This is a genomic window from Streptomyces pristinaespiralis, from assembly GCF_001278075.1.
GTDB classification, from domain to species: Bacteria; Actinomycetota; Actinomycetes; order Streptomycetales; family Streptomycetaceae; genus Streptomyces; species Streptomyces pristinaespiralis.
On record NZ_CP011340.1, the window covers coordinates 367,093 to 390,177 of the forward strand.

Genomic DNA, 23,085 nt, shown 5'->3' on the forward strand with positions numbered 1-23,085 from the left:
TGTGCCGGGGCTCTCAGGTGTGCTGGGGCTCTCAGGTGTGCTGGGGCAGCAGGGCAAGGGCCTGCTCGACGGTGAGCCGGTTGTCGCGTACGGCGGCCAGCAGCGCGTCGAGGTCGGCCGCGCTGACGCTGCCGGCCGGGACGGCGCCGGCGGGCTGCGGGGCGGTGCGGGAGGTGATGTGGGCGGCGAGGGCGGCCAGGCTCGGGTGGTCGTAGAGGACGCCGGCCTTCTCGTCGAGGCCGTAGGCGTTGTTGAGGAACGCGACGAACTCGACGCCGAGGATCGAGTCCAGGCCCAGGCTGTTGAACGTGGCGTCGGTGTCGATGTCCCACACGTCGCAGTACAGGGTCTGGGCCAGCTGCTCGCGCAGGGTCTCCAGGACGGCCGCCGTCCGCTCCCCCGCCGCCACCGGCGCCGCCGCGGCCGGGGCCGTCGCGGCCGGGGCTGCGGGGGCGGGGGTGGTGGCGTGGGGTGCCGGGGCGGGCGGGGGTGTGCCGCCCAGCGTCGCGGCGACATGGCGGGCGAACGCGGCGGGCGTCGGGTGGTCGTACAGCTCGGTGGCCTTGATGTCGATGGCGTACTTGGCGTTGACCAGGGCGATGAACTCGACGCTGAGGATCGAGTCGACGCCGAGCATCTGGAAGCTCTGCTCCGGATCGAGATCGGCGGGCTCCATGTAGAGCACCCCGGCGAGCACTTCGCCGACCTCTTCCGCGACCCGGTCCGCCACCGCCGGGTCGACCGCGCCGGCGACCGGGGCGACGGACGGGGCGGCAACGGGTGCGGCGGGCGCAGCGGCGGGGGTCGGGGTCGCCGGGACCGGGGCGGGAGCCGCCACGGACACCGGAGCCGGAGCCGGGGCCGGGGCCGGGGCCGGGGTGGGCGCCGTGCCCAGCGGCCGGAGGGAGATCTTGCGGTCACGGGTCATGGGTGGTGTCTCCTGTGGGTCGGGCCGGTCGGTCGCGGGCGGCGTCACGGCGCCCGGCGCCGCCGGCGCGGACGCCGGGGCCGGGCGGGGCACGAGGGCGGGCGCGGGCTCCACGCGGCGCGGCACCGGCGCGGGCGCGGGCGCGGCTTCCGGTGCGCGGCGCGGCGCCGGCGTGGGCGCGGGGTCAGCTGCCGGGCTCGGCGCCGGCGCGGCTGCGGGGGCCGGTGTGTGGGGGCGGCCGAAGTCGCGCAGGTGGGGGCGGGACAGGGCCGGTTCGGCCGTGGCGGTGCCCAGGCCCTTGTGGTGCAGGTGCTCGATCTGCAGGTCGTACCAGCAGCGGATGCGTTCGAAGGGGTAGTGCGGCAGCGGGATGCGGCGGGCGCCCGGCCCGGCGCCGCTGACCGTGGCGCGGTCGACGCGGCCCCCGTCGAGCCACAGCCGTACCGGGTCGTCCGCGGCGGCCTCGGTGCGCCGCCAGGGGCGGGGGCGGCCCGCCGCGAGGGCTTCGAGGGAGGCGAGCAGCGCGTCGAGGGAGTCGGCCGCCAGAGCGGCGCGGCGTTCCAGGGCGGGGCGTCCGACGGCGAAGGTGTGGGCGATGTCGGCGAGACGCGGCTCCTGGCCGCGGGCGCGGGCGGCGGTGAGGTGGCTGTGCAGGCGGCGGGCGGTGTCGGCCAGCGCCTGGTCGGTGCGGGCGGACAGGAACACCACGACCTGCTGCGGCCCGCCGGGCGTGCGGGGCGCGGACGGGGGCGGGGACTCGACGACGATGTGCGCGTTGGCGCCGCCGGCGCCGAAGGAGCTGATGCCCGCCCGCAGCGGACGGGCCGCCCCGTCGCGGGTGTGCCACGGTGCGGTGCTCTGCTGCACGGTGAACGGGATGCGGCCGAAGTCGATCTCGGGGTTGGCGGGGGTGGCGTGCAGGGAGGGCACCAGGGTGCGGTGCCGCATCTGCAGCAGGACCTTCGCCAGCGCCACCGCGCCGGCCGCCGACTCCAGGTGGCCGACGTTCGACTTCACGGACCCGATCGGCAGGTCTCCGGCGCCCTTGACGCCGTCGCGGGCGAACGCGGAGACCAGGCCGCGGATCTCGATGGGGTCGCCGAGCGCGGTGCCGGTGCCGTGCGCCTCGACGTAGTCGAGATCGCCGGCCGTCAGGCCCGCGTCGCGCAGAGCCTTGGTGACCAGGTCGGCCTGGGCGCGAGGGTTGGGCACGGTGTAGCCGTTGGTGCGGCCGCCGTGGTTGGCGGCGGTGCCGCGGATGACGGCGTGGATGTGGTCGCCGTCGCGCACCGCGTCGGCGAGCGGTTTGAGCACGAACGCGCCCACGCCCTCGCCGGGGACGTAGCCGTCGCCGCCCGCGCCGAAGCTGCGGCAGCGTCCGTCGCCGGCGGCGAACCTGCCCTGGCCGAGCATGAAGTACTTGTTGGGGTGGATCAGGACGTTCACGCCGCCGGCGAGGGCGACCTTCGAACTGCCGGCGCGCAGCGACTCCACCGCGAGGTGGATCGCGGTGAGCGCGGAGGAGCAGGCGGTGTCGACGGCCGTGCTGGGGCCCTGGAAGTCGAAGAAGTACGAGACGCGGTTGGCGATGGACCAGTAGGCGCTGTTGGCCAGGACCGGGTTGCCGCGCAGCCGCTCCTCCGCCTCGTGCAGCTGGTACTCGCCGTACATGGCGCCGACGAACACGCCGACGTCCTTGCGGTGCACGGGGTCGGCGGTGCTCACGAGGGTGTCGGGGGTGTATCCGGCGTCGTCCAGCGCGGCCCAGCAGGCCTCCAGGAAGAGCCGGGCCTGCGGGTCGACGGTGCCGGCCTCGCGGGGCGAGATGCTGAACAGCGGTGCGTCGAAGTTCTCCACGCCCTGAAGGAAGCCGCCCCACTTGGTGTAGGTGCGGTCCACGCGTGAGCGGTCGGGGTCGTAGAGGGCCTCGGCGTCCCAGCGTTCGCGCGGCACCTCGGTGATGCTGTCGCGTCCGGCGAGGAGGTTGGCCCACAGCTCGTCCAGGCCCTCGGCCTGCGGGAAGCGGCCGGCGACACCGATGATCGCGACGGCCCGCGGGTCGATGTCCCCGCTCCCGCCGGGCAGTTCGGCCCGCCCGGCGGCACCGGCCGGCAGGGCGGGCGCGGGCGTGGTGTCCAGCGGGGCGGTGGAGGAGGCGGGCGGTTCCTCGGCCTGCGGCGGGCCGGCGGAGACGGCGACCGCTGCGCCGGCCGCCCCGGTGCCGGGAGTGACGGCTTCGGGGGTGGCGCCGAGGGTGGTGCCGGGGGTGGTTTCGGTGGTGGTGCCGGTGAGTTCGGCGCACCGCTCGGGGAACTCCTCGAGGAGGTGCTCGGTGAGTTCGGCGACCGAACGGCACTCGAAGAGCAGCGTCTTGGAGAGCCGGCCGAAGTCCTTCTCCAGCAGTTCGACGACGCGGATGGCGAGCAGCGAGTCGATGCCGAGGTCGTCGAAGGGCCGGTCGGGGCTCACGTCGCCGACGGGGGTACGGGTGGCCTCGGCGACCGCGGCCCGCAGCCGGTCCTCCAACGCCCCCGCCGCGGCCGCGGGTGCGGGTGCGGCCGGTGCCGCAACCGCCGGGACCGGGGCGGGCGCGGGTGCGGGTGCGGCCGGTGCCGCAACCGCCGGGACCGGGGCGGGCGCGGCGGCCGGGGCCGGGTCGGGGCCGGTCAGGAGGGGGAAGGAGGCCCGCAGTTGGGGCAGGTCCCCGAAGAGGACGACGGGCGCGGGGTCCGCGGCCGGGGCGGCGAGGAGGGTCTCGAGGACGGCCAGGCCCACGTCGGCCGGCATCGGGCGCATGCCGAACGCGCCGAGGATCTGTTCGGCGTCGCCGCCGGTGCGCATGGAGCCGTCGGCCCAGTAGGGCCAGGCGACGGAGAGCGAACGCCCGTGGCGGGTGCCGGAGGTGACGCGGCGGGCGCGGCGGGCGACCAGTTCGTCGGCGGCGGCGTTGGCGAAGGCGTAGTCCGCCTGGCCGGGGCTGCCGAGGGCGCCGGAGACGGACGAGTAGACGACGAAGCAGTCCAGCGGCCAGTGGGCGGTGGCCTCGTCGAGCACGGCGGCCGAGGTGAGTTTGGCGGCGATCACCGTGTCGGCGTCGGCGCTGTCCTTGCGCAGGATGAAGGAGTCGCGCAGCGTGCCGGCGCAGTGCAGGACGCCGTGGACGGTGCCCTCGCCGTGCAGGCGGTCGGCGAAGGCGCGCACGGCCGCCGGGTCGGTGCTGTCGAGGCGGTGGTAGGTCACCGATCCGCCGGTGCGGGCGGCGTGCCGGGACAGGCGGGTGAGCTCGGCGGCGCGTTCGCCCTCGGCCGGGGAGCGGCCGGTCACCACGACGTGGGCGGCGTAGGTGCCGGCGAGGTGGCCGGCCAGCAGTGCGGCCAGGGCTCCCATGCCGTTGATCCAGTAGCGGCCGCCGTGGCGGAACGCCGGGCCGGCGGGCGCCGGGACGGTCCAGGGGCGCAGCACCGGTTCGGTGAGGGCGCCCTCGTGGCCGGTGCTCAGCCGGCGGGCGGTGGGCGGGTGGGCCGCCGCCGCCCGCACGGCGCGGGTCAGGGCGGCGGGCGTGGTGCCGGGCCCGAGGGCCAGGGCGGTGAGGTGGAAGCGCGGGTTCTCCCCGGCGAGGGAGCGGCCCAGGGCGGCCAGGCCGCTGCCGGTGACGGCGGCCGTGTCGTCGAGGCCGCCCGCGGGGTGGGGGACGACGATGCGGGCGCCGCGCCTGGCGAGCGGGCCCAGCAGGGCGCGCAGCAGGGCCAGTACGCGCAGCGCGTCGGCCCCCGGGCCGGAGCCCGGGTCGGCGGGCAGCGGCCAGACGACGACCGGCACGCCGCCCTCCGGCAGGCGGCCGGCCAGGTCGGCGCCGGCGGCCGCGGCGGCCTGGGCGTCGGGAGGGTCGGGCAGGCGCAGGTCGGCGCCCTCCAGGGGGGTTTCGCCGATGACGACGAGCGGCCCGCCCCACCCGCCGGTCCCGGCGGCGGCCGCGTCGGCGTCGGGGGCGGTGAAGGGGACCTCGGCGGGCGTGAACAGGTGCACGTCGGCCGGCAGGCGGGTCACGGCGGCTCCGGGCACCCCGGCAGGAACGACGGCCCCGTCGGACACGGCGGATCCGGCGGATCCGGGTGTCGTGGGTGCGGTGGGGGTGGTGGGCCGGGTGGGGCGCAGGGCGAGTCCTTCGAGGGTGAGGGCCGGTGTCCCGTCCGGTGCGCCGACCGTCACGTCGTACTTGCGGACCTGGCGGCCGCCGCCGGCCAGGCGCCGCGGGCGTACCTGCACCCACACCTCGTCGGGCAGCGGGCCGTGGACGTTCAGCGCGTCGACGGCGAAGGGGATGAACGTCTGCCCGCCGAGGTCCTCGCGCAGCACGCAGCCGATCACCGTCTGCAGGGCGCCGTCGAGGACGTACGGCGACAGGATCTGCCCGTCGGCGTCGGCGGGGGCGGCCGTGGTGGCGGCGACGCGGGCGAGGGCGCCGCCGGGGCCGTGCCGCAGTTCGCGCAGTACCTGGAAGGCGGGGCCGTAGCGGACGCCGTTGTCCTCGAAGTAGCGGTACAGCTCGGCCGGTTCGGCGCTGTCGGGGTGGGCGGCGGACAGGGCGGCCACATCGAGCGGTGCGGGCGGCGCGGCGGGGTCGGTGACGACGCGGGCCTGGGTGTGGGTGTGGTCGGAGACGATCCGCACCGTGTCGCCGTCGGTGACGGTGCGCAGGGTCACCGGGGCGGTGACCTCCACGGGCCGGTGGAAGGCGATGTCGGCCAGTCCGGTGGCCGTGGGGGCGCTGCGGCGGGCGGCCCGCAGGGCGAGGTCGAGCTGGGCGGCGGCGGGCAGCACGGGCCGGCCGGCCACCACGTGGTCGGCGGCCACCGGTTCGTCGGGCCGCACGGTGCGTGTCTGCCCGTCGTCGCCGGGGCGGGGCCAGCGGGTGCGGGCGAAGGGGTAGCCGGGCAGCCGGACGCGGCGGGCGGCGTGGCTCTGCGGTCCGGCGTCGGGCAGCGGCCCCTGACCGGTGAGCCACGGCTGCAGGTCCTTGGGTGCCGCGTCGGCGGCCAGGTCCCCGCCGTCGGCCAGGGCGCGGAGTTTGACGGCGAGTTCGCCGGGGGTGGCGGCGGACAGGGCGCAGCGCACGCGGCGGTGGCTGCGGCCGGTGCGCAGGGTGTGCACGACGTCGGCGAGCGGCAGCCGGCCGGCCGGGCCGGCCAGCGCGCCGGCCCAGGTGCGCAGCGCGGTCTCGGTGTGGGCGGACAGCAGGGCCCACCGCACGGGGCCGTCACCGGCGTCCTGCCCAGCGTGCTCCGCCGGCCCGTTCTGCCCTGCCTGTCCGGCGTGTGGGGGCTGTTCGGGTCGGATGGTGGGCGGGGCCTGTTCGAGGACGGCGTGGGCGTTGGTGCCGCCGATGCCGAAGGAGCTGACGGCGGCGCGGCGCGGCCCGTCGGGCACCGGCCAGCCGTCGGCGGTGGCGTCCTGGGAGGCGATGCGCAGGTTGCCCGTGCCGCCGAGGGCGCGGTTGGGTGCGGTGAAGGGGACCTGGCGGGGCACGGTGGCGTGTTCGAGGGCCAGGACGGCCTTGATGACGCCGGCGACGCCGGCGGCGGTGTTGAGGTGGCCGAGGACGGACTTGACCGAGCCGATCACCGCCGGGTGCGGGCGGTCGCCGCCGTAGACCCGTTCCAGGGCGGCGAATTCGATCGGGTCGCCCATGGGGGTGCCGGTGCCGTGGGTCTCCAGGCAGCCCACCGAGTGCGGGTCGACGCCCGCGACGGCCAGCGCCTCGCGGATCACCGCCTCCTGCCCCTCGGGGGAGGGTGCGTGGTAGTCCATCTTGCGGGCGCCGTCGTTGCCCACGGCGCTGCCGCGCAGCACGGCGCGCACCGGGTCGCCGTCGCGCAGCGCGTCGGCGAGGCGGCGCAGGACGAGCGCGCCGCCGCCGTTGCCGAACACGGTGCCGTCGGCGGTGTCGTCGAAGGGCCGGCACTCGCCGCTCGGCGAGAGGATCATGCCGGGGGCGGCGAGGTAGCCGGCCTGCGGGAAGTGCAGGGAGGCGCCGGCAACCACCGCCAGGTCGCACTCCTCCGCGAGGAGGGCCTCGGCGGCCAGGTGCAGGCCGACCAGGGTGCTGGAGCAGGCGGACTGCACGCTCATGCTCGGTCCGGTCAGGCCGAGTTTGTAGGAGATGCGGCCGGCCGCGAAGTCCTTGTCGGTGGAGGAGAAGCGCATCATCCCGGCGGCGTCGAGTTCGGTGATCCGGACCGGGGGGTGGACGGGCTGGCCGACGGAGGCGTACACGCCGGTGCGCAGCCCGGTGGCGTCGGGGGCGAACCCGGCGTCCTCCAGGGCGTGCCAGGCGACCTCCAGCAGCAGCCGCTGCTGGGGGTCGAGCCATTCGGCGTGCTGGGCGCTGTAGCCGAAGAACTCGGCGTCGAAGGCGTCGGCGTCCTCCAGGACGGCCCCGGCGGGCACGAACGCCTCGTGCCGCACGGTCCGCGGGTCGTGGCCGAGGGCGATCAGCTCGTCGGTGCTGTAGCGGCGGATGCCGGAGCGCTGCTGCTCGAGCAGGTCCCACAGCTGTTCGACGGAGGTGGCGGGCCCGAACCGGCAGGCCATGCCGACGACGGCGACGGCGTTCGGGTCCTGCCCGAGGTCGGGGCCGCTGGGCGGTGTGGTCATCGTTCGTCTCCGAGTCGGAACGCGCGCCGCAGCTCACGGCGGGAGGGGCGGGCGGGCACCGGGGCGGTTCCCGGCCGGTCGGCGGGGGCCGGGCCCGTGTCGCCGCCCAGGCGGGCGGTGAGCAGGCCGACGAGGTCGTCGAGGGTCGGCCGGGCGAACAGGTCGGCGAGTTCGAGCGAGGCGCCGGGATAGGCGTCGTCGAGGCGGGCGAAGAGCCGCCCCAGCAGCAGGGAGTTGCCGCCCAGGTCGAAGAACCTCCGGTCGCCCGGTACGTCGTCGAGTTCGAGGAGTTCGCGCCACAGGGCGCCGACCCGGTCCGCGATCGCCGCCCGTCCGACGGGCGCCGGTGCCGGTACGGATTCGGGCCCGGCCGCAGGCGCGGGTGCCGTGTCGGCGGGCGCGGATGCGGCCGCGGGCGCGGGTGCCGTGTCGGCGGGGGCGGGGGTGGTGGGGTCGGCGAGGCGGGCCGCCGCCTGCCGGTCGACCTTGCGGTTGGGGGTGAGCGGGAGTTGCTCGGCGGCGATCAGGCGGTCGGGCAGCATCCACGGCGGCAGCGCCGCGGAGGCGTACTCGCGCAGTGCGCCGATGTCGGGCAGGGCGGTGCCGGCGCGCGGGACGGCGATCGCCAGCAGCCGGGCGGAGGGGCCCTCGCCGTGCACGGTGACGACGACGCGGGCGAGCGCCGGGTGGCCGCCCAGTACGGTCTCGATCTCGCCGAGCTCCATGCGGTGGCCGCGGACCTTGACCTGGCTGTCGGCCCGGCCGAGGAAGACCAGCCGGCCGTCGGCGTCGCGGCGTACGAGATCGCCGGTGCGGAACCAGCGTCCGCCGCCCTCGGGCCGCAGCGGGTGGCCGGTGAACCGTTCGGCGGTCAGCTGCGGCCGCTGCCAGTAGCCGCGGGCCACGCCGGGGCCGCCGATCCACAGTTCACCGCTCTCCCCCACCGCCGCCTCGCGGGTCGCGGCGGTGTCGGTGACGAGCAGGTCCGTGGCGCCGATCGGCCCGCCGAGGTGGACGGGGCCGCCGGCGGTGACCGGTCCGATGGTGGACCAGATGGTCGCTTCGGTGGGTCCGTAGACGTTCCACAGGCTGCCGGTGCGCTCGGCGAGCGCGGCGGCGAGGTTGGGCGGCAGTGCCTCCCCGCCGCACAGGGCGGTCAGTTCACGCCGGCCGCTCCAGCCGCCGTCCACGAGCAGCTGCCAGCCGGCGGGGGTGGCCTGCATGGCGGTGACGGCCCGCTCGTCGATCAGCCGGCCCAGCCGGCGGGCGTCGACGACGTCCGCGCGTTCGGCGATCACGACGGTGCCGCCGGTCAGGAGCGGGAGGAACAGCTCCAGGACGGAGATGTCGAAGCACAGGGTGGTGACCGCCAGCAGCCGCCCGGGGGCGTCCTCGGTGATGCCGACCGTGGAGGCGATCGCCTCCAGGGTGTGCACGACGTTGGCGTGGGTGACCGGGACGCCCTTGGGCCGTCCGGTGCTGCCGGAGGTGAACATCACGTAGGCGAGGTCGTCCGGCCCGCACACCGCCGCGGCCGGCTCCCGCCCCTGCCCGCCCGTCGGCGCACCGGCGAGGGCCGCGGCCGGGGCGGCAGGGGTGGTGGGGGTGGCAGGGGTGGTGGGGTCGACGATCCGCAGCCGCTGCGGCAGCAGCCACGTCAGCTCGCGGTCGGCGACGGCCACCTCGCATCCCGCGTCCCCGACGACCAGCTTCAGCCGTTCGCTCGGGTAGGAGTCGTCCAGCGGCACATAGGGGCGTCCGCTCTTGAGGATGCCCAGCAGGACGGCCGGCAGCCGCATGCTGCGGTGCATCAGGACGGCGACGGGGGCGCCGGGCGCGGCCAGTCGGGACACCCGGTGGGCGATGTCGTCGGAGAGCGCGTCGAGTTCGGCGTAGCTGAGGCTGCCGTGCGCGTCCTCGACGGCCGTCGCCCGCCCGTGGCGGCGCACGGTGGCCGCGAAGCGCGTGACGAGGGTCCCGGCCGCCGGGTCGAGCAGCTCCCCCACCGTGGCGGGGCGGCGGGCCAGTTCGGCCGCGGTGCGCCGCAGGTCCTCGACGAAGGCGTCGACGCGCGCGGTGTCCAGGACGGCGGTGCGGTGGTTGGCGAGGATCTCCGTGCCGGCGGGGGTGTCGGTCACCTCCAGGCCGAGGTCGAAGTGCCCGCGCTGTCCGCGCCGGTACACCGGCTCCCAGCCGTCCGGTGTCGGGGCGTCGCCGGTGCGCTCCCAGTTCTGGTAGGCGAGGGTGACGGTGGGCACGGCGTCCTCGCCGCCCGCCGCCCGGCACAGTTCGACCAGGCGCGGGTAGGGCAGCCGGGCGTGGCCGAGCGCGCCGCGCACCTCCTGGTTCAGGTCCTTCAGCCAGTCGGTGACCGGCCGGCCGGGGTCGAGGTCGATCCGCAGCGGCACGGTGCTGACGAAGCAGCCGACGCTTGTCTCCTCCTCGCGCGAGGTGCGCCCGTAGGTGGGGACGGCGACGAGGAACGAGCGGTGCCCGGTGGCCCGGGACAGCGCGGCGGCGAACGCGGCGAGCAGCACGGTGAACGGCGGCACGCCGGCGCTCTGCGCGACCTGGGCGAGGTGCTGCGACAGGGCGGGCGGCATCCGGTACTCGCGGTGGCCTCCCGCGGCCCCGGCCCGCCCGCCGCCGCCGGGGAACAGCACGCCCTGCGGCGCGGCGCCGGCCAGCCGCTGGGTCCAGTACCGCTCGTCCTCCTGGAGGGCGCCGGGTGCGCCGGTCTCCTGCTCGCGGCGCAGCGCACGGGCGAAGGGGGCGGCGGGCGCCGGGGCGGGGCCGCCGTGCGCGGCGGCGGTGTACAGGGCGGCGAGGTCGTCGCGCAGCAGTTCGGCGGAGCGTCCGTCGACGGCGATGTGATGGGTGGTCAGCTGCAGGACGGGGCCCTGGCCGCCGTCCTGCGGCTCCCACAGGACGGCACGCAGCAACGGTCCTGCGGAGGTGTCGATCCGCCGGTCCGCCTCGTCCCTGACGGCCTGGCCGATGGTGTCCTCGGCGACGATGCGGGTGGCGAGGGCGGTGGTGTCAGGGGCGGGGAGGAAGGCGGGGGCGCCGTCGTGGGGCCGTACGCGGCAGCCGAGCACCGGGTGCCGGCGCACCAGGGCGGCGACGGCGTCCCGCAGGGCCTCGCGGTCGGCGGTGGCGGGCAGCCGCCACGCCAGGCTGATGTTGTACGGGGCGTGGGGCGCGGCGCCCTGGTCGGCGGCCCACATCCCCGCCAGCCGGTCGGGCAGTACGGCGGTCCGGTCGTCGTCGACGCCCGCTTCCACAGGCACGGGCACGGTCGCGGTCGCGGGTGTGTGCGGGCCGGCCGCCGTGACAGGCGCGGCAGCGGTGGTGGCGTCCGGCGTGGCCGCGGTGGCCGGCACCGGGCCGGCGGCAGGGGTGGTGGCCGCGGTGACGGCGGCGGTCAGCTGCGGGCCCATGTCGGCGAGCAGACGGTCGGTCAGTTCTTGCAGGGTGGCACTGTCGAGCAGGACAGACAGGGGGATGCGGCCCAGGTCGTCCTCGAGCATGCGGCTGAGGCGCATCAGGGAGATGGAGTCGACGCCGTAGTCGGTGAGCGGGGCCTGCGGGTCGATCGTCTCCGGCCGTACCCCGACGGCCTCGGCGACGCGTTCGCCCAGCCAGCGCAGGGCGGCCCGTGCGGGGGCGGTGTCCTGTGCGGGGGTGGCGGCGGGGGCGGCGGGCGCGGGTGCCGGTGCGGGCGCGGTGGGGGCCGTCTCGATGACGGTGGTGGTGGTGGGCAGGGCCCGGTCCCAGACGGTGTGGTCGCCGGCGACGAGGGCGATGTAGGCGGTGTCGGGGGTGGTGGCGGCGGTGAGGCGGGGCCACAGGGCCGCCACCGCGTCGCGGGTGGCGACCGGTGCGAGGCCGTAGGTCTGTTCGAGGTAGCGCAGGGTGTCGGGGGCGGGGGCCGTGCCCGCGTCGGCGAGGACCGGCCAGCCGACGGTCAGGGTGCGGCCGGGGCGCAGGCCGCGTGCGGCCCAGCGGGCGCGCTGGTGGGCGAACTGGTCGAGGAAGCCGTTGGCGAAGGCGTAGTCGCTCTGGCCCTGGTTGCCGACGAGGGAGGCGAGGGAGGAGGCGAGGACGAAGAAGTCCAGCGGGTGGTCGGCGAGGGCGGCGTCGAGGTGGAGCGCGCCGAGTATCTTGCTGCGGCACACGGCCTGGACGGCTTCGGGGGTCTTGCCGCGCAGGAACTGGTCGCGCAGTACTCCGGCGGCGTGGACGACGCCGTGCAGGCGGATGCGGCTGTCGGCGAGGTGGGTGGCGAGGTCGGCGACCTGTCGGGGGTCGGTGGCGTCGCAGCGGCGGTAGATGATCCGGTCGTCGCCGGCGGCGGCGCGGCGCAGGGTCTCGAGGGCGGCGTCGTCCGGTTCCGAGCGGCCGATCAGGACGAGGCGTGCGGTGGGGGCACGGTGCAGGATGCCGGCGGCGATGTGCCGTCCCAGTCCGCCCAGTCCGCCGGTGATCAGGTAGGTGCCGGCCCCGTCGAGGAGAGTGCCGGCGGTGCCGGGGGCCGGTTCGGGGGTGCGGGTGAGGACGGCGGTGCGGCGCCGGCCGGCGGGGCCCAGGCGGGTCCAGTCGGCGTCGTCGGCGGCGGTCTCCGCGAGGAGGGCGGTGCGGGCGGCGTCGGGGTCCGCCAGCGCCCAGGCGGCGTCGAGGGTGGCCAGGCGCAGGGTGAACCGGCCGGTCTCTCCCGCGGCGGTGCGCATCAGGCTGTGCAGGGCGCGCACAAGGGGGGTGAGGTGCCCGTCGGGTGCGGTGCGGGTCACCAGCAGGATGCGGGCGCCGTCCAGGGCGCGGCTGCGTACGAGGGTGCGCAGCAGGGTGAACAGGGGGGTGAGTGCGGTGGTGGTGAAGTGTTCCCAGGCGGCCGGGGTCTGTTCGAGGCGCAGGGGGGTGGTGCCGAGCCCGGGGTGGTGCGGGTCGGTGAGGTGGGTGAGGTCGATGAGGACGGTGGCCGGGGTGCCGGTGCGGGCCGCTGTCCGCTCGAGCTGCTGCTCGTCGAGGCCGGGGCCGGGTTCGAGCAGGGCGGCGGCCGGGATGTGGCCGGGGGCGTGGGCGGCGAGGGTGCCGGAGCCGTCGCCGATCAGCCACAGCGGGCCGTCGGTGCCGGCGCGGGTGTCGTCGCCGATGGGGGCGGTGTGCCAGCCCAGGCGGTAGCCGGCCAGCGGCACGTCGGCCGGGTGGGCGGGTGCGGTGGCCGGTTCGGGGTGTGCGGTGAGGGCGGCAGGCACTGCGGTGGTGTCCACGCGGATGCGGAAGCCGTCGATCTCGGCGAGGACCTCGCCGTTGTCGGGGTCGATGAGGCACAGGTCGAAGACGTGGACGCCGGCGGTCTCGTCGCGCCTGACGCGGCGTGTGTGGACGTAGGCGCCGGTGGTGGCGGGTCGGTGGACGGTGAGCCGGCCGATGGTCAGGGGCCGCAGCCTGCGGGGTGCGGGCGTCTCGGTGAGCAGCAGGTACGCGGCGCTCTGGCAGGCGCCGTCGAGGAGGGCGGGGTGCAGCACATGGCGTCCGTCCGTGTCCTCGCCCGGTGGCAGGCGCAGTTCGGCGGTGGTCTCCTCGCCGTGCACGGCGGTGCGCCGCACCGTGCGGTAGAGCGGCCCGTAGGTGAACCCGTGGGTGGTGAAGGCCTGGTAGAAGGCGTCGGTGCCGGTGTCGTGGCCGTCGAGGCGGGCGTCGAGGTCGGCGGGCCGGTAGACGAGGTGGGGGCGCAGGGGGGCGCCGGCGCCGTCGGCGGGCCGGGGGTGGGTGGTGCCCTGGGCGACGAGGGTGCCGGCGACGGTGGTGGTGAAGCGGCGGGTGCCGTGGGTGTCGGGTTCCTCGAGGTGGGTGGTGACGGTCATGGGCAGCCCGGTGGCGGGCCGGGGCCAGGCGAGGTCGCGGATGTCGGTGCGGTAGGGGTTCTCGTCGGCGGCGATCAGCGCTTCGTGGACGAGTTCGGGGTGGAACGCGCCGGGCAGCAGCATCTGTTCGTCGACGATGTGGTCGCGCACCCAGCGGGAGGCGCCGCCGAGGCGGGCGGTGACGGTGCGGGCGGCGGGCACGCGGACGGTGTCGGTGAGCGGCATGTGGGAGGGCCGCTCGGCTGCCGGCCGGCCGGCGCCGGGCACGGTGCAGGGGATGCGGGCGAAGGGGGTGGGCGGCAGCGGCACCCGTCGTGCCGGGCCGGTGGGGGCCCGGTAGGTGCCGTGGGCGACCCAGGCCCGCGCGGCGCCGCGCCCGCCGTCGTCGTCGTCGTGAGCGTGCGGGTGGTCACCGGTGTCGGGGCCGGGGTGGTCGGCGGTGGTGAGGGCGGGGTGGGGGGTGTCCTCGGCCAGGGCGCGCAGCGCGGCGCGCAGTTCGGCGTGGTCGTGGGCGGTGACGGCGGCGCGGTGCGGTCCCGGGTCGCGGCCGGTGGCCAGGGTGTGGGCGATGTCGGCGAGGGTCGCGGTGGCGTCGTCGACGGTGTCGGCGAGGCGGCGGGCGACGGTGCGCAGCCGGTCGGCGTCCGGCGCGGCGAGCGGCACGAGCACCGGTAGGGGTGCGCCGGTGCCGGCGGGCGGCGGCATCCGGTACTCCTCCAGGACGGCGTGGGCGCCCGCGCCGCCCGCGCCGAAGGAGCTGACGGCGCAGCGGCGCGGCCGGTCACCGCTCCAGGGTTCGGTGGCCCGCTGGATGTGCAGGGGGGTGTTGTCCAGGTCGAGTTTCGGGTTGAGCCGGTCGGCGCCGATGGTGGGCACGAAGCGGTGGTGGCGCAGTTGGAGGATCGCCTTGGTCAGTCCGGCGATGCCGGCGGCGGCCTCCGTGTGGCCGATGTTCGACTTGACCGAGCCGATGCGCAGCGGTTCCCGGGCGGGCCGGCTGTCTTCGAAGGCCAGGGCCAGGGCGCGCAGTTCGACGGGGTCGCCGAGTTCGGTGCCGGTGCCGTGGGCCTCGAGGTAGCCGATGCCGGCGGCCTCGAGGCCGGCGTCCTTGAGGGTGGCGTCGATGAGGGCGGCCTGGGCGCGCGGGTTGGGGACGGTGTAGCCGCCGGTGCCGCCGCCGTGGTTGAGGCCGGTGCCGCGGATGACGGCGTGGATGGTGTCGCCGTCCGCCTCGGCGCGGTCCAGGCGTTTGAGGACGACGGCGCCGGCGCCTTCGCCGGGGACGAAGCCGTCGCCGCCGGCGCCGAAGCTGCGGGTGCGGTCGCCTCTGGAGGGCATGCCGAGCGCGCACAGGCCGGCGAACCGGTCGGGGTGCAGGTAGAGGTTGACTCCCCCGGCCAGGGCGAGGTCGGCCTCGCCGTCGCGCAGGGCCCGGCACGCCAGGTGCAGCGCGGTCAGCGAGGAGGAGCACATGGTGTCGACGCTCAGGCTCGGGCCGCTGAGGTCGAAGGCGTGGGAGACGCGGTTGGCGACGGACGCGGCGGCGGTGACCGCGTATTCGGGGTTGTCGGCGCCGGCGGTGCGGGCGTCGTGCTGGGCGAGGAGGTGGCTGTTGGCGGTGACCCCGGCGAACACGCCCACCCGCGGCCCGCCGTGATGACCTGTCAGGGAGGGGCGGGCGTAGCCGGCGTGCTCGAACGCCTCACGGGCCACTTCCAGGAACAGCCGCTCCTGCGGGTCCATCAGGGCCGCGTCCCTGGGGGTGATGCGGAACAGGGCCGCATCGAAGGTGTCGATGTCGTCGAGGAAGCAGCCGTAGCGGGCGTAGCCGCCGCCTGCGGTGCGGGCGGTGCGCCAGTCCCAGCGTTCCGCGGGCACTTCGCGGACCGGGGTGCGGCCCGAACTGAGCAGTTCCCAGAAGGCGTCGAGGTCCTGGGCGCCCGGGTAGCGGCCGGCGAGGCCGACCACGGCGATCGCCGCGCCGGGCGCGGCGGCCGGCGCACCGGCCGGCGGCGCGGGCGGTACGGCGGCGGGGGCGGCGGTGAGCGGGGCGGCGGGCAGGCGGGCCGGGGCGCTCACGCCTGCGGCGGCCGGCGGCGCGGGGGGCGCGGGGGGCGCGGTGGCACGGCTCCCGGCAGGCGGTGCGGCGGGGGCGGTGGGTGTGGGGGCGAGGTGGCGGGCCAGGGCGCGGGGGGTGGGGTGTTCGAAGATCAGGGTGGCGGGCACCGGCCGGTCGGGGAACATCTCGCGCAGCCGCTGGGTGAGTTCCTCGTGGAGCAGCGAGTCGACGCCCAGGGCGGGGAAGTCGCTGTCCGCGTCGAGCAGGGCCGGGTCCTGGGCGGTGAGTTCGGCGACCAGCGCCAGCAGCTGTGCCACCGTCCCGGCGGTGTCCTCGCCGCGCCGGGTGTCGTCGCGCCGGGTGTCGTCGCCGGGGTGGGTGCCGGGGCGGTTGGGGGTGTGGTGTGTGGGGGTGTCCGGGGCGGTGCGGCGGGCGAGCATCCGGGCGAGGTCGTCGACGGTGCGGTGCTCGAACAGGGCGGTCGCGGTCAGCGGGCCGTGGCTGCGGGAGACGGCCTGGACCAGTTCCATGTTGAGGAGCGAGTCGATGCCCAGTTCCTGCCAGGGCAGATAGCCGGGGACGGTGGCCGACGGGTCGCCGAGCAGGTCGCGCACGATCCGGCGCAGTCCTTCGGCGATCTCCTCGGTGCGGTCGGCGCCGGCGGCGGGCGGCCGGCAGGTGAGCAGGGCGACGCAGCCGGGCGCGTCGCGCAGGTGGTCGGTGTCGGTCAGGCTCCAGCCGCGGGCCGTGAGCAGCGAGCGCCAGCGTGCCACGTCCAGCAGCGGGCCGTGGGGCATGCGCCGGTCGGTGTCGACGTAGCGCCACCAGCCGTCGGTGAGGCCGAAGGTGAGGGTGTAGACGGCGGCCGGGGCGACCATCTCGACGAGCAGCAGCCGCCCGCCGGGGGCGAGGAGTTCCTCGATGTGGGCGAGGGTGCGGGACAGGTCGCGGGTGGCGTGCAGGACGTTGCTCGCCACGACGAGGTCGAAGGTGTGCTCGGCGAGTCCCTGGGTGCCGGGGTTCTTCTCGATGTCCAGCAGCCGGGGGGTGATCCGGTCGCCGAAGCGGCGGCGGCCGTGCTGCAGGAAGGCCGGTGACAGGTCCGTGTACACGTAGTCGAAGCGGGTGACGCCGCGGGCGTCGAGGGCGTCGAGGGCGGCGGCGGTGGTGCCGCCCACGCCGGCGCCGATCTCCAGGATGCGGGCGCCGGCGGGCACGGTGCGGGCGGCGTCGGCCAGGGCGTGGGCGGCGGCGGTGTTGACCGGGTCGAAGAGCCGGTTGCCGCTGTAGACGGCGCTGACGGGGCCGAGGTCGCCGCCGGGGAACAGGACGGCGGTGGCGGGCACCTCGCCGCGCAGCACCGGCCCGTAGGACTCCAGGGCACGGTCCAGGAGGGTGAGGTGGCCGGCCAGGTCGGGGTGGTCGGCGAGCAGCGCCCGGCGGGTGCGGGCGAGTTCGGCGGGTCGGGGCACCGGCCGGCCGGCGCGGTGGCGGCCGGCGAGGAGGTCGAGGACCGCGGCCAGCAGCAGCCGGTGCTCGGGCACGGCCGCCAGCAGCTGGGCGGCGCTGTGGACGGTGGTGGCGGGGTCGGCGGCGAGCGCCGGGGTGAGGCCCAGTTCGCTCATCCGGTGGGCGAGCGCCCCGCCGGCGTAGTCCTCGAGCCGGTGGGCGGCGTCGTCGGCGGCCGCCGTGACGTTGTCCGCCGGCCCGGACACCGCGGACACGGACGCGGACGCGGGGGTGGCGGACGCGGGGGTGGCGGGGGGTGCGGTGAGCGGGCGCAGCGGTTGCGGGTCGCCGGCGACGGCGACGATCTGAGGTCGGTTGCCGGACATGCCCGCTTCCAAGGCGGCCACTCCCCTTTCCGGGTCGAAGTCGGTGAGGCCGGGGTACTCGCGCCGGACGTGGGCGCTGTAGCGGCGGGCGAGGCCGGTGTCGCGCCACAGGCCCCAGTCGAAGGCGCGGACGGTCGGTCCGGCGTGGTCGGTGGCGGCGGCGTAGTGGCCGAGGAAGGCGTTGGCGGCGGCGTAGTTGAGGCCGCCGGCGCTGCCGAAGAGGCCGGCGACGGAGGAGAACAGGACGAGCGCGCAGGGCGGCGTGCCGGGGGTCTGCTGGTGTGCGCGCAGGGCGCGGGCGAGCGTGAGGACCGCGTGCACCTTGGTCGCCAGGACCTCGTCGAGGTCGTGGGCGGTCAGTTCGTGCAGGGGGGCGGCGCTGACGGAGCCGATGCTGTGCACGATGCCGTCGAGGCGGCCGTAGGCGTCGTGGCAGTCGGCGAGGACGCGTGCGATGTCGTCGTCGCGGGTGATGTCGGCGCTGCGGTAGCGGGCGTGGCCGCCTTGCGCGGTGAGTTCGGCGAGCAGGGCGCGGGTGTCCTCGCCGGCCGGTGAGCGGCCGACGAGGAGCAGGCGGGCGCCGTAGTGGGCGGCCAGGTGGCGGGCGACGGCGGCGCCGATGCCGCCGGTGCCGCCGAACAGGACGTAGCTGCCGCCGTGGACGAAACCTTCCCTCCGCGTGGCGGCGGGCGGGGCCTGCTCGGTGTAGACCTGGCGCAGTCGCCGGCCGTCGCGCAGGGCGGTCAGCGCGACGGTGTCCGCGCACGGTTCGCGCAACGCCGCGGCCAGGTCGCCGGGGGTGGGCGCGGTGTCCAGGTCGACGGCCGCGCAGGTGAGGTGTCCGGCTTCGCGCGGCAGGGTGCGCAGTGCTCCCAGCAGGGCGCCCTGCAGGGCGGCGCCCGGTTGCGGGGCGCCGGACACGGGTGCGGCGAGGCGGGTGGTGACCAGGGTGACCTGTGCCGGGCTGTTGTGGCGGGCCAGGACCTGGCCCACCGTCAGCAGTGCTTCGAGCCAGCCGCGCAGGGCGAGCGCGCCGGCACGGTCCTCGCTCCAGGACGAGCCGTCGACCAGCAGCGCGATGCGCGGCGGCCGGCCGCCGGCGTGGTGCAGGGCCCGTGTGAAGGCGTCCGCGTCGAGCCGCCCGCCGCTCAGGGCGCACCGCACGGCCCCTCCCCCGGCACCGGGGTCGGCGAGGTCGGCGAGGGGGGCGCTGGTGTCGTCGTGGACGAGGAGGAGGGGGCCGCCGGGGTCCTCGTCCGGCGCGGCGGACGGTTCCGGCATCCACTGGGGGGAAAGGAGGCGTACCCCGTCCCCGTCGGGCACACCCGGCGCGGACGGCTGCGGTGCGGGAACAGGCGTGGCGGACACGGCGGCAGGTGGTGCGGGGGTGTCCCACTCGGGTACCAGGACGCGCAGGGAGGCGACGGCGTCGGCGACGGCCTGCTCGTGGGCGGCGTCGGGGAGTTCGCTGCCGGCCGGGGTCGCCTCGCGGGTGGCCGCAGCCCGGTCGGAGGCGCCCGCTGCCGCCGTGCCGGCGGGGTGGGGGGCGGCCGGGTGCAGGCGCAGTCCGGTGACCCGCAGGACGGGGGTGCCGTCGGGGTCGGTGGCCTGGAGGTCGAGGACCGCGTGGGTGGGGCCGGCGGCGACCCGGTGGACGGTGAGCTGGGCGGTGGGCGGGATGCGGCCGCTCCACTCGATGTGGTCGGCGGCGGCCGCCACGCGGGGTCCCTCGCCGTCCAGGAGGGCGCAGGAGGCCTGCAGGGCGGCGTCCAGCCAGGCCACGCGGCGGGTGCGCGGGTCGGTGTCGGCGGGGGCGGTGATCCGGGCGCTGACGCGGGCGCCGGTGCGGCGGACCTCGTGCAGCAGCCGGTAGACGGGGCCCACCTCGACGGTGTTGCGGGCCAGGACGGCGTCGAGGTCGACGTCGTGGCCGGGCCCGTCGGCGAGGTCGGCCGGGCGGGGGGCGGCGGCGGGCGCGGCGGCGGGGACGGCGGTGGCGCAGATCCCGCCGTCGTGCTCCAGGTGCAGGCGCGTGGTGGCGCCGTCGGGGGTGGTGCGGCAGGTCAGGTGGACGGCGCTGCCGGCCGGTACGGGGACGGGCCGCAGCAGCCGCAGGCGGCTCAGGGCGACGGGTCCGCCGTCGGCGAGGGCGTCGATGAGGGCGGCGCCGGGCAGCACGGTGCGGCCGCCGACGCGGTGGCGGGTCAGCGGGTGCCCGTCGTGGAGGGTGTAGCGGGGCCGGCCGGGCGCGTCGTCGGGGCCGGCGCCGGGCTGCGCGGCAGGTGCGGCAGGTGCGGCGGGCCGGGGTACGGGGGTGGGCAGCCAGTAGGACTGCCGCTCGAAGGGGTAGGGCACCAGCGGGACGCGGCGGGGCGCCGGGCCGTCGGGGCGCAGGGCCGCCCAGTCGGCCGGGGTGAGGTCGCTGCCGTCGAGCCAGTCGCGCAGCCGGGGGTCGGCGGGGCGGGGTCGGTGGCCGTCGGCGGCGAAGCGGTGGGCCTGTTCGGCGAGTTGGGCGAGGTCGGTGACGGTGAAGGCGGCCCGGTGGGCGAAGTGGCGGCGGCCGCTCTGCAGGGTCCAGGCCAGGGCGTCGAGCGGGGGTGCGTCCTCGCGTGCGGCCAGGCGGGCGATGCTGTCGGCGAGCCGGGCCAGGGCGGTGGGGGTGGCGGCCGACAGCGGCACGGTCTGCGGGGCGTTCCGCGGTGCGGCGCCGGGGTCGCCGGGGCGGGCGGGGCGGGTGGCCGGGGGTGCTTCTTCCAGGACGACGTGGGCGTTGCTGCCGCCGAATCCGAACGCGCTGACCGCCGCCCGGCGTGGCCGGCCGGGCTCCGCGGGCCAGGGCACCGCGTGCTCCGCGACGGCGAGGGGGGTGTCCTCGAGGGCGATGTGCGGGTTGAGGCGGGTGAAGCCGGGGGTGGCGGGGATGAGTTCGTGGCGCAGCACCTGGACGGCCTTGACGAGTCCGGCGAGTCCCGAGGCGCCTTCGAGGTGGCCGATGTTGGCCTTGGCCGAGCCGACCCACAACCGGCCCCCGGGTCCGGCGGCCCGCCGGGGCATGCCCTGCGGGTCGTGGGCGAACACCTCGCGCACGGCGTCGAGTTCGATCGGGTCGCCCAGCGGGGTGCCGGTGCCGTGCGCCTCGAGGAAGCCGAGGTCGGCGGCGCCGAGGCCGGCCGTGCGGAGCGCGCCGCGGATCAGGTCGCTCTGGGCCTTGGGGCTGGGGGCGGTCAGTGAGGCCGCCCGCCCGCCGTGGTTGACGGCGCCGGCGCGGACGACGGCCAGGACCGGGTCGCCGTCGGCGACGGCGCGGCGCAGTGACTTCAGCACGATCCAGCCGGCGCCCTCGCCGCGGACGAAGCCGTCGGCGCCCTGGTCGAAGACTTTGCTGGTGCCGTTCGGGGAGAGCATTCCGGCGGTGCGGTAGGCGCGGGCGTTGAAGCCGTTGCTGATCAGGTTCGCGGCCCCGGCCAGGGCGATCTCGCAGGTGCCGGCGCGGATCGCGGCGTCGGCGAGCGTGAGCGCGGTCAGGGCGCCCGAGCAGGCGGTGTCGAGGGTGATGCTGGGGCCGGTGAAGTCGTAGAGGTGGGAGACGCGGTTGGCGAGGAAGGCGGGGAAGGTCCCGGTGGTGGCGTAGCCGTCGGCGGCCGTCTCGTGCTGGACCAGCTGTTCGCGGTAGTCGTAGCTGCAGGCGGCGGCGTAGACGCCGACGCCGGTCCCGGCGAGGGAGTCGGGGTCGAGGCCGGCGTGCTCGAGGGCGTGCCAGCTCAGTTCGAGCAGGGCCCGCTGCTGGGGGTCCATGGAGGCGGCCTGGCGGGGTGTCATGTCGAAGAACGCGGCGTCGAAGAGGTCGGTCCCCTCCAGCAGCGCGGCGCGCAGTCCTTCGGGCACGGCTCCGGCGAGGCGGCCGGGCGGCACGTCGTCGATCCGGCACTCGCCGGCGGCGAGCAGCGACCAGAAGGCGTCGACGTCGTCGGCGCCGGGCACCCGTACGGCCATCCCGATGACGGCGACGTCGTCGTCCCCGCCCGCCGGACCGTGCACCGTGTCCGCCGGGGCGGGCCCGGGGGCCGGTACGGCCGCCTGCACCGGGCCCGGTACGGGGGCCGGTACGGGGGCCGGTACGGGGGCCGGTACGGGGGCCGGTACGGGGGCCGGTTCGGGGGCCGGTTCGGGGGTGGTGCCGGTGGGGGCCGGGAGCACGGCGGCCAGGGCGCGCAGGGTGGGGTGGCGCCAGACGGCGGTGGCGGGCAGGTCGGTGCCGAAGGCGGTGCGGATGTCGCGGACCAGGCGCAGGGCGCGTGCGGAGTCCAGGCCCTGTTCGCCCAGGGGCCGTTCGGCGTCGACGGGGTGTCCGAGGATGCCGGCGGCGAGGGCGGTGAGCCGGTCGGTCACCTCCGCCCGGTCGGCGGCCGGCCGTGCCGCGGCGGGGGTGTCCGGCCGGGCCGGGGCGGCGGCACGGACCAGCGCGTCGTGCAGGGCGTCGAGGTAGGCGGCCGCGTCGCTGCCGTTGAGCACGGTGTGGTCGAAGGCCAGGACCATGCGCCGTACGGGGGTGGTGCCGGTGTCCTCGACGGCGCCGAGGAACAGGGTGGCCACGGCGGGCGGTACGACGACCGGCACGGCCAGCGTCGCGCCCGTGCCGCCGAGGTGGGAGAGGATCAGGGTGACGCGCGAGTCGGCCCGGGAGGTGCCGGCGAGAGCGTCCTCGACGGCCTGCGCGTAGCGCTCGTCGAACGTGGCCGGGTCCAGGGTGTCGGCGGCGCGCACCACCGCTGTGGTGAGGTCGCCGTCGTCGGTGGCGCAGGCGATGCCGAGGTCGACGTGGTCGTGGACGCGCAGCCGCCTCTCGTCCAGGCGGCGTGAGCGCAGGGCCGGGGCGGTGGCGGCGGTGTGCGCGGCGATGTGGGCGAAGGCCTGGAAGACGGTGGCGAACCCGGCGCCCTGGTGCGCGCGCCTCGCCCGTTCCAGGACGTCCTCGGCGACGACGGCGGCCACGGCGGCGGGCACCACCGCGTCCCGCGAGGCCCGCAGGGCCCGGTTCAACTCGCGCTGCCGCCGCGACTGTTCGACGTCCACGAACCCGCCGCCGGCCGGCCCCACGCCCTGCACGGCCTCCCCCGTGTCCGTGGTGCCCGGGGCGGGCGGGGCGGGCGCGGTCTCGTGCGGGGTGGCCGCGGTGTCCGGGGCGGGCGCGGTCTCGTGCGGGGGTGTCGTAGTGGTCGCGGCGAGGTGGCGTTCGAGGTCGGCGGGCATGAGGCTGGTGCCGGCGGCGGGGATGGAGGGCAGGGTGGCCTCGTCGATGCCCAGGCGGCGGGCGTGGGCGCGGGTGCGGGGCGGTATGCGGCGCGTTCCGGCGGGCTGCGGCCGGCCGGGGACGCCGTGCGCGGACGCTCCGGCGGCGGGCTCGGCCGCCGGCCCCGACCCGGATGCGGATCCGGCTGCGGATGCGGATGCGGATGCGGCTTCGGTTCGGGTCGGGGGTGCGGGTTGCGCGGGTGCGGGGGTGATGCGGGCGACGGGGGCGCCGATCGCGACGGTGTCGCCCTCGGCGACGAGCCAGGTGTCCAGGGTGCCGGCGGTCGGGGATTCGATCTCGACGGCTGCCTTGTCGTGTTCCATCTCGTAGACGACCTCGTCCTTGGCGACCGTGTCGCCGGGCTGCTTGAGGAGCCGGACGATGCGCACCTCGACGATCCCCTCGCCGAGACGCGGGACGGACAGCACGGACTGGCTGGTCATCTGCGG

2 protein-coding genes are annotated in these 23,085 nt (G+C 77.1%); both read right to left on the minus strand.

Features of this window, described 5'->3' with window-relative positions:
* Positions 1–31: 31 nt before the first annotated feature.
* Entirely contained in the window at positions 32–7,582 is a 7,551-nt protein-coding gene (locus SPRI_RS39695; protein ID WP_053556636.1) for a beta-ketoacyl synthase N-terminal-like domain-containing protein, read from the minus strand.
* Positions 7,579–23,079 (minus strand): non-ribosomal peptide synthetase, encoded by a 15,501-nt coding sequence (locus SPRI_RS37770; RefSeq protein WP_053556637.1) that lies wholly within the window; start codon positions 23,077–23,079, stop codon positions 7,579–7,581. The genes SPRI_RS39695 and SPRI_RS37770 overlap by 4 nt, the downstream gene beginning before the upstream one ends.
* Between the last annotated feature and the right edge of the window lie 6 nt (positions 23,080–23,085).

What these genes read in the sequence shown, in the direction of transcription:
- SPRI_RS37770 (WP_053556637.1), bottom strand. Translation starts at nt 23,079, where the DNA reads ATGACCAGCCAGTCCGTGCTGTCCGTCCCGCGTCTCGGCGAGGGGATC.
- SPRI_RS39695 (WP_053556636.1), bottom strand. Translation starts at nt 7,582, where the DNA reads ATGACCACACCGCCCAGCGGCCCCGACCTCGGGCAGGACCCGAACGCC.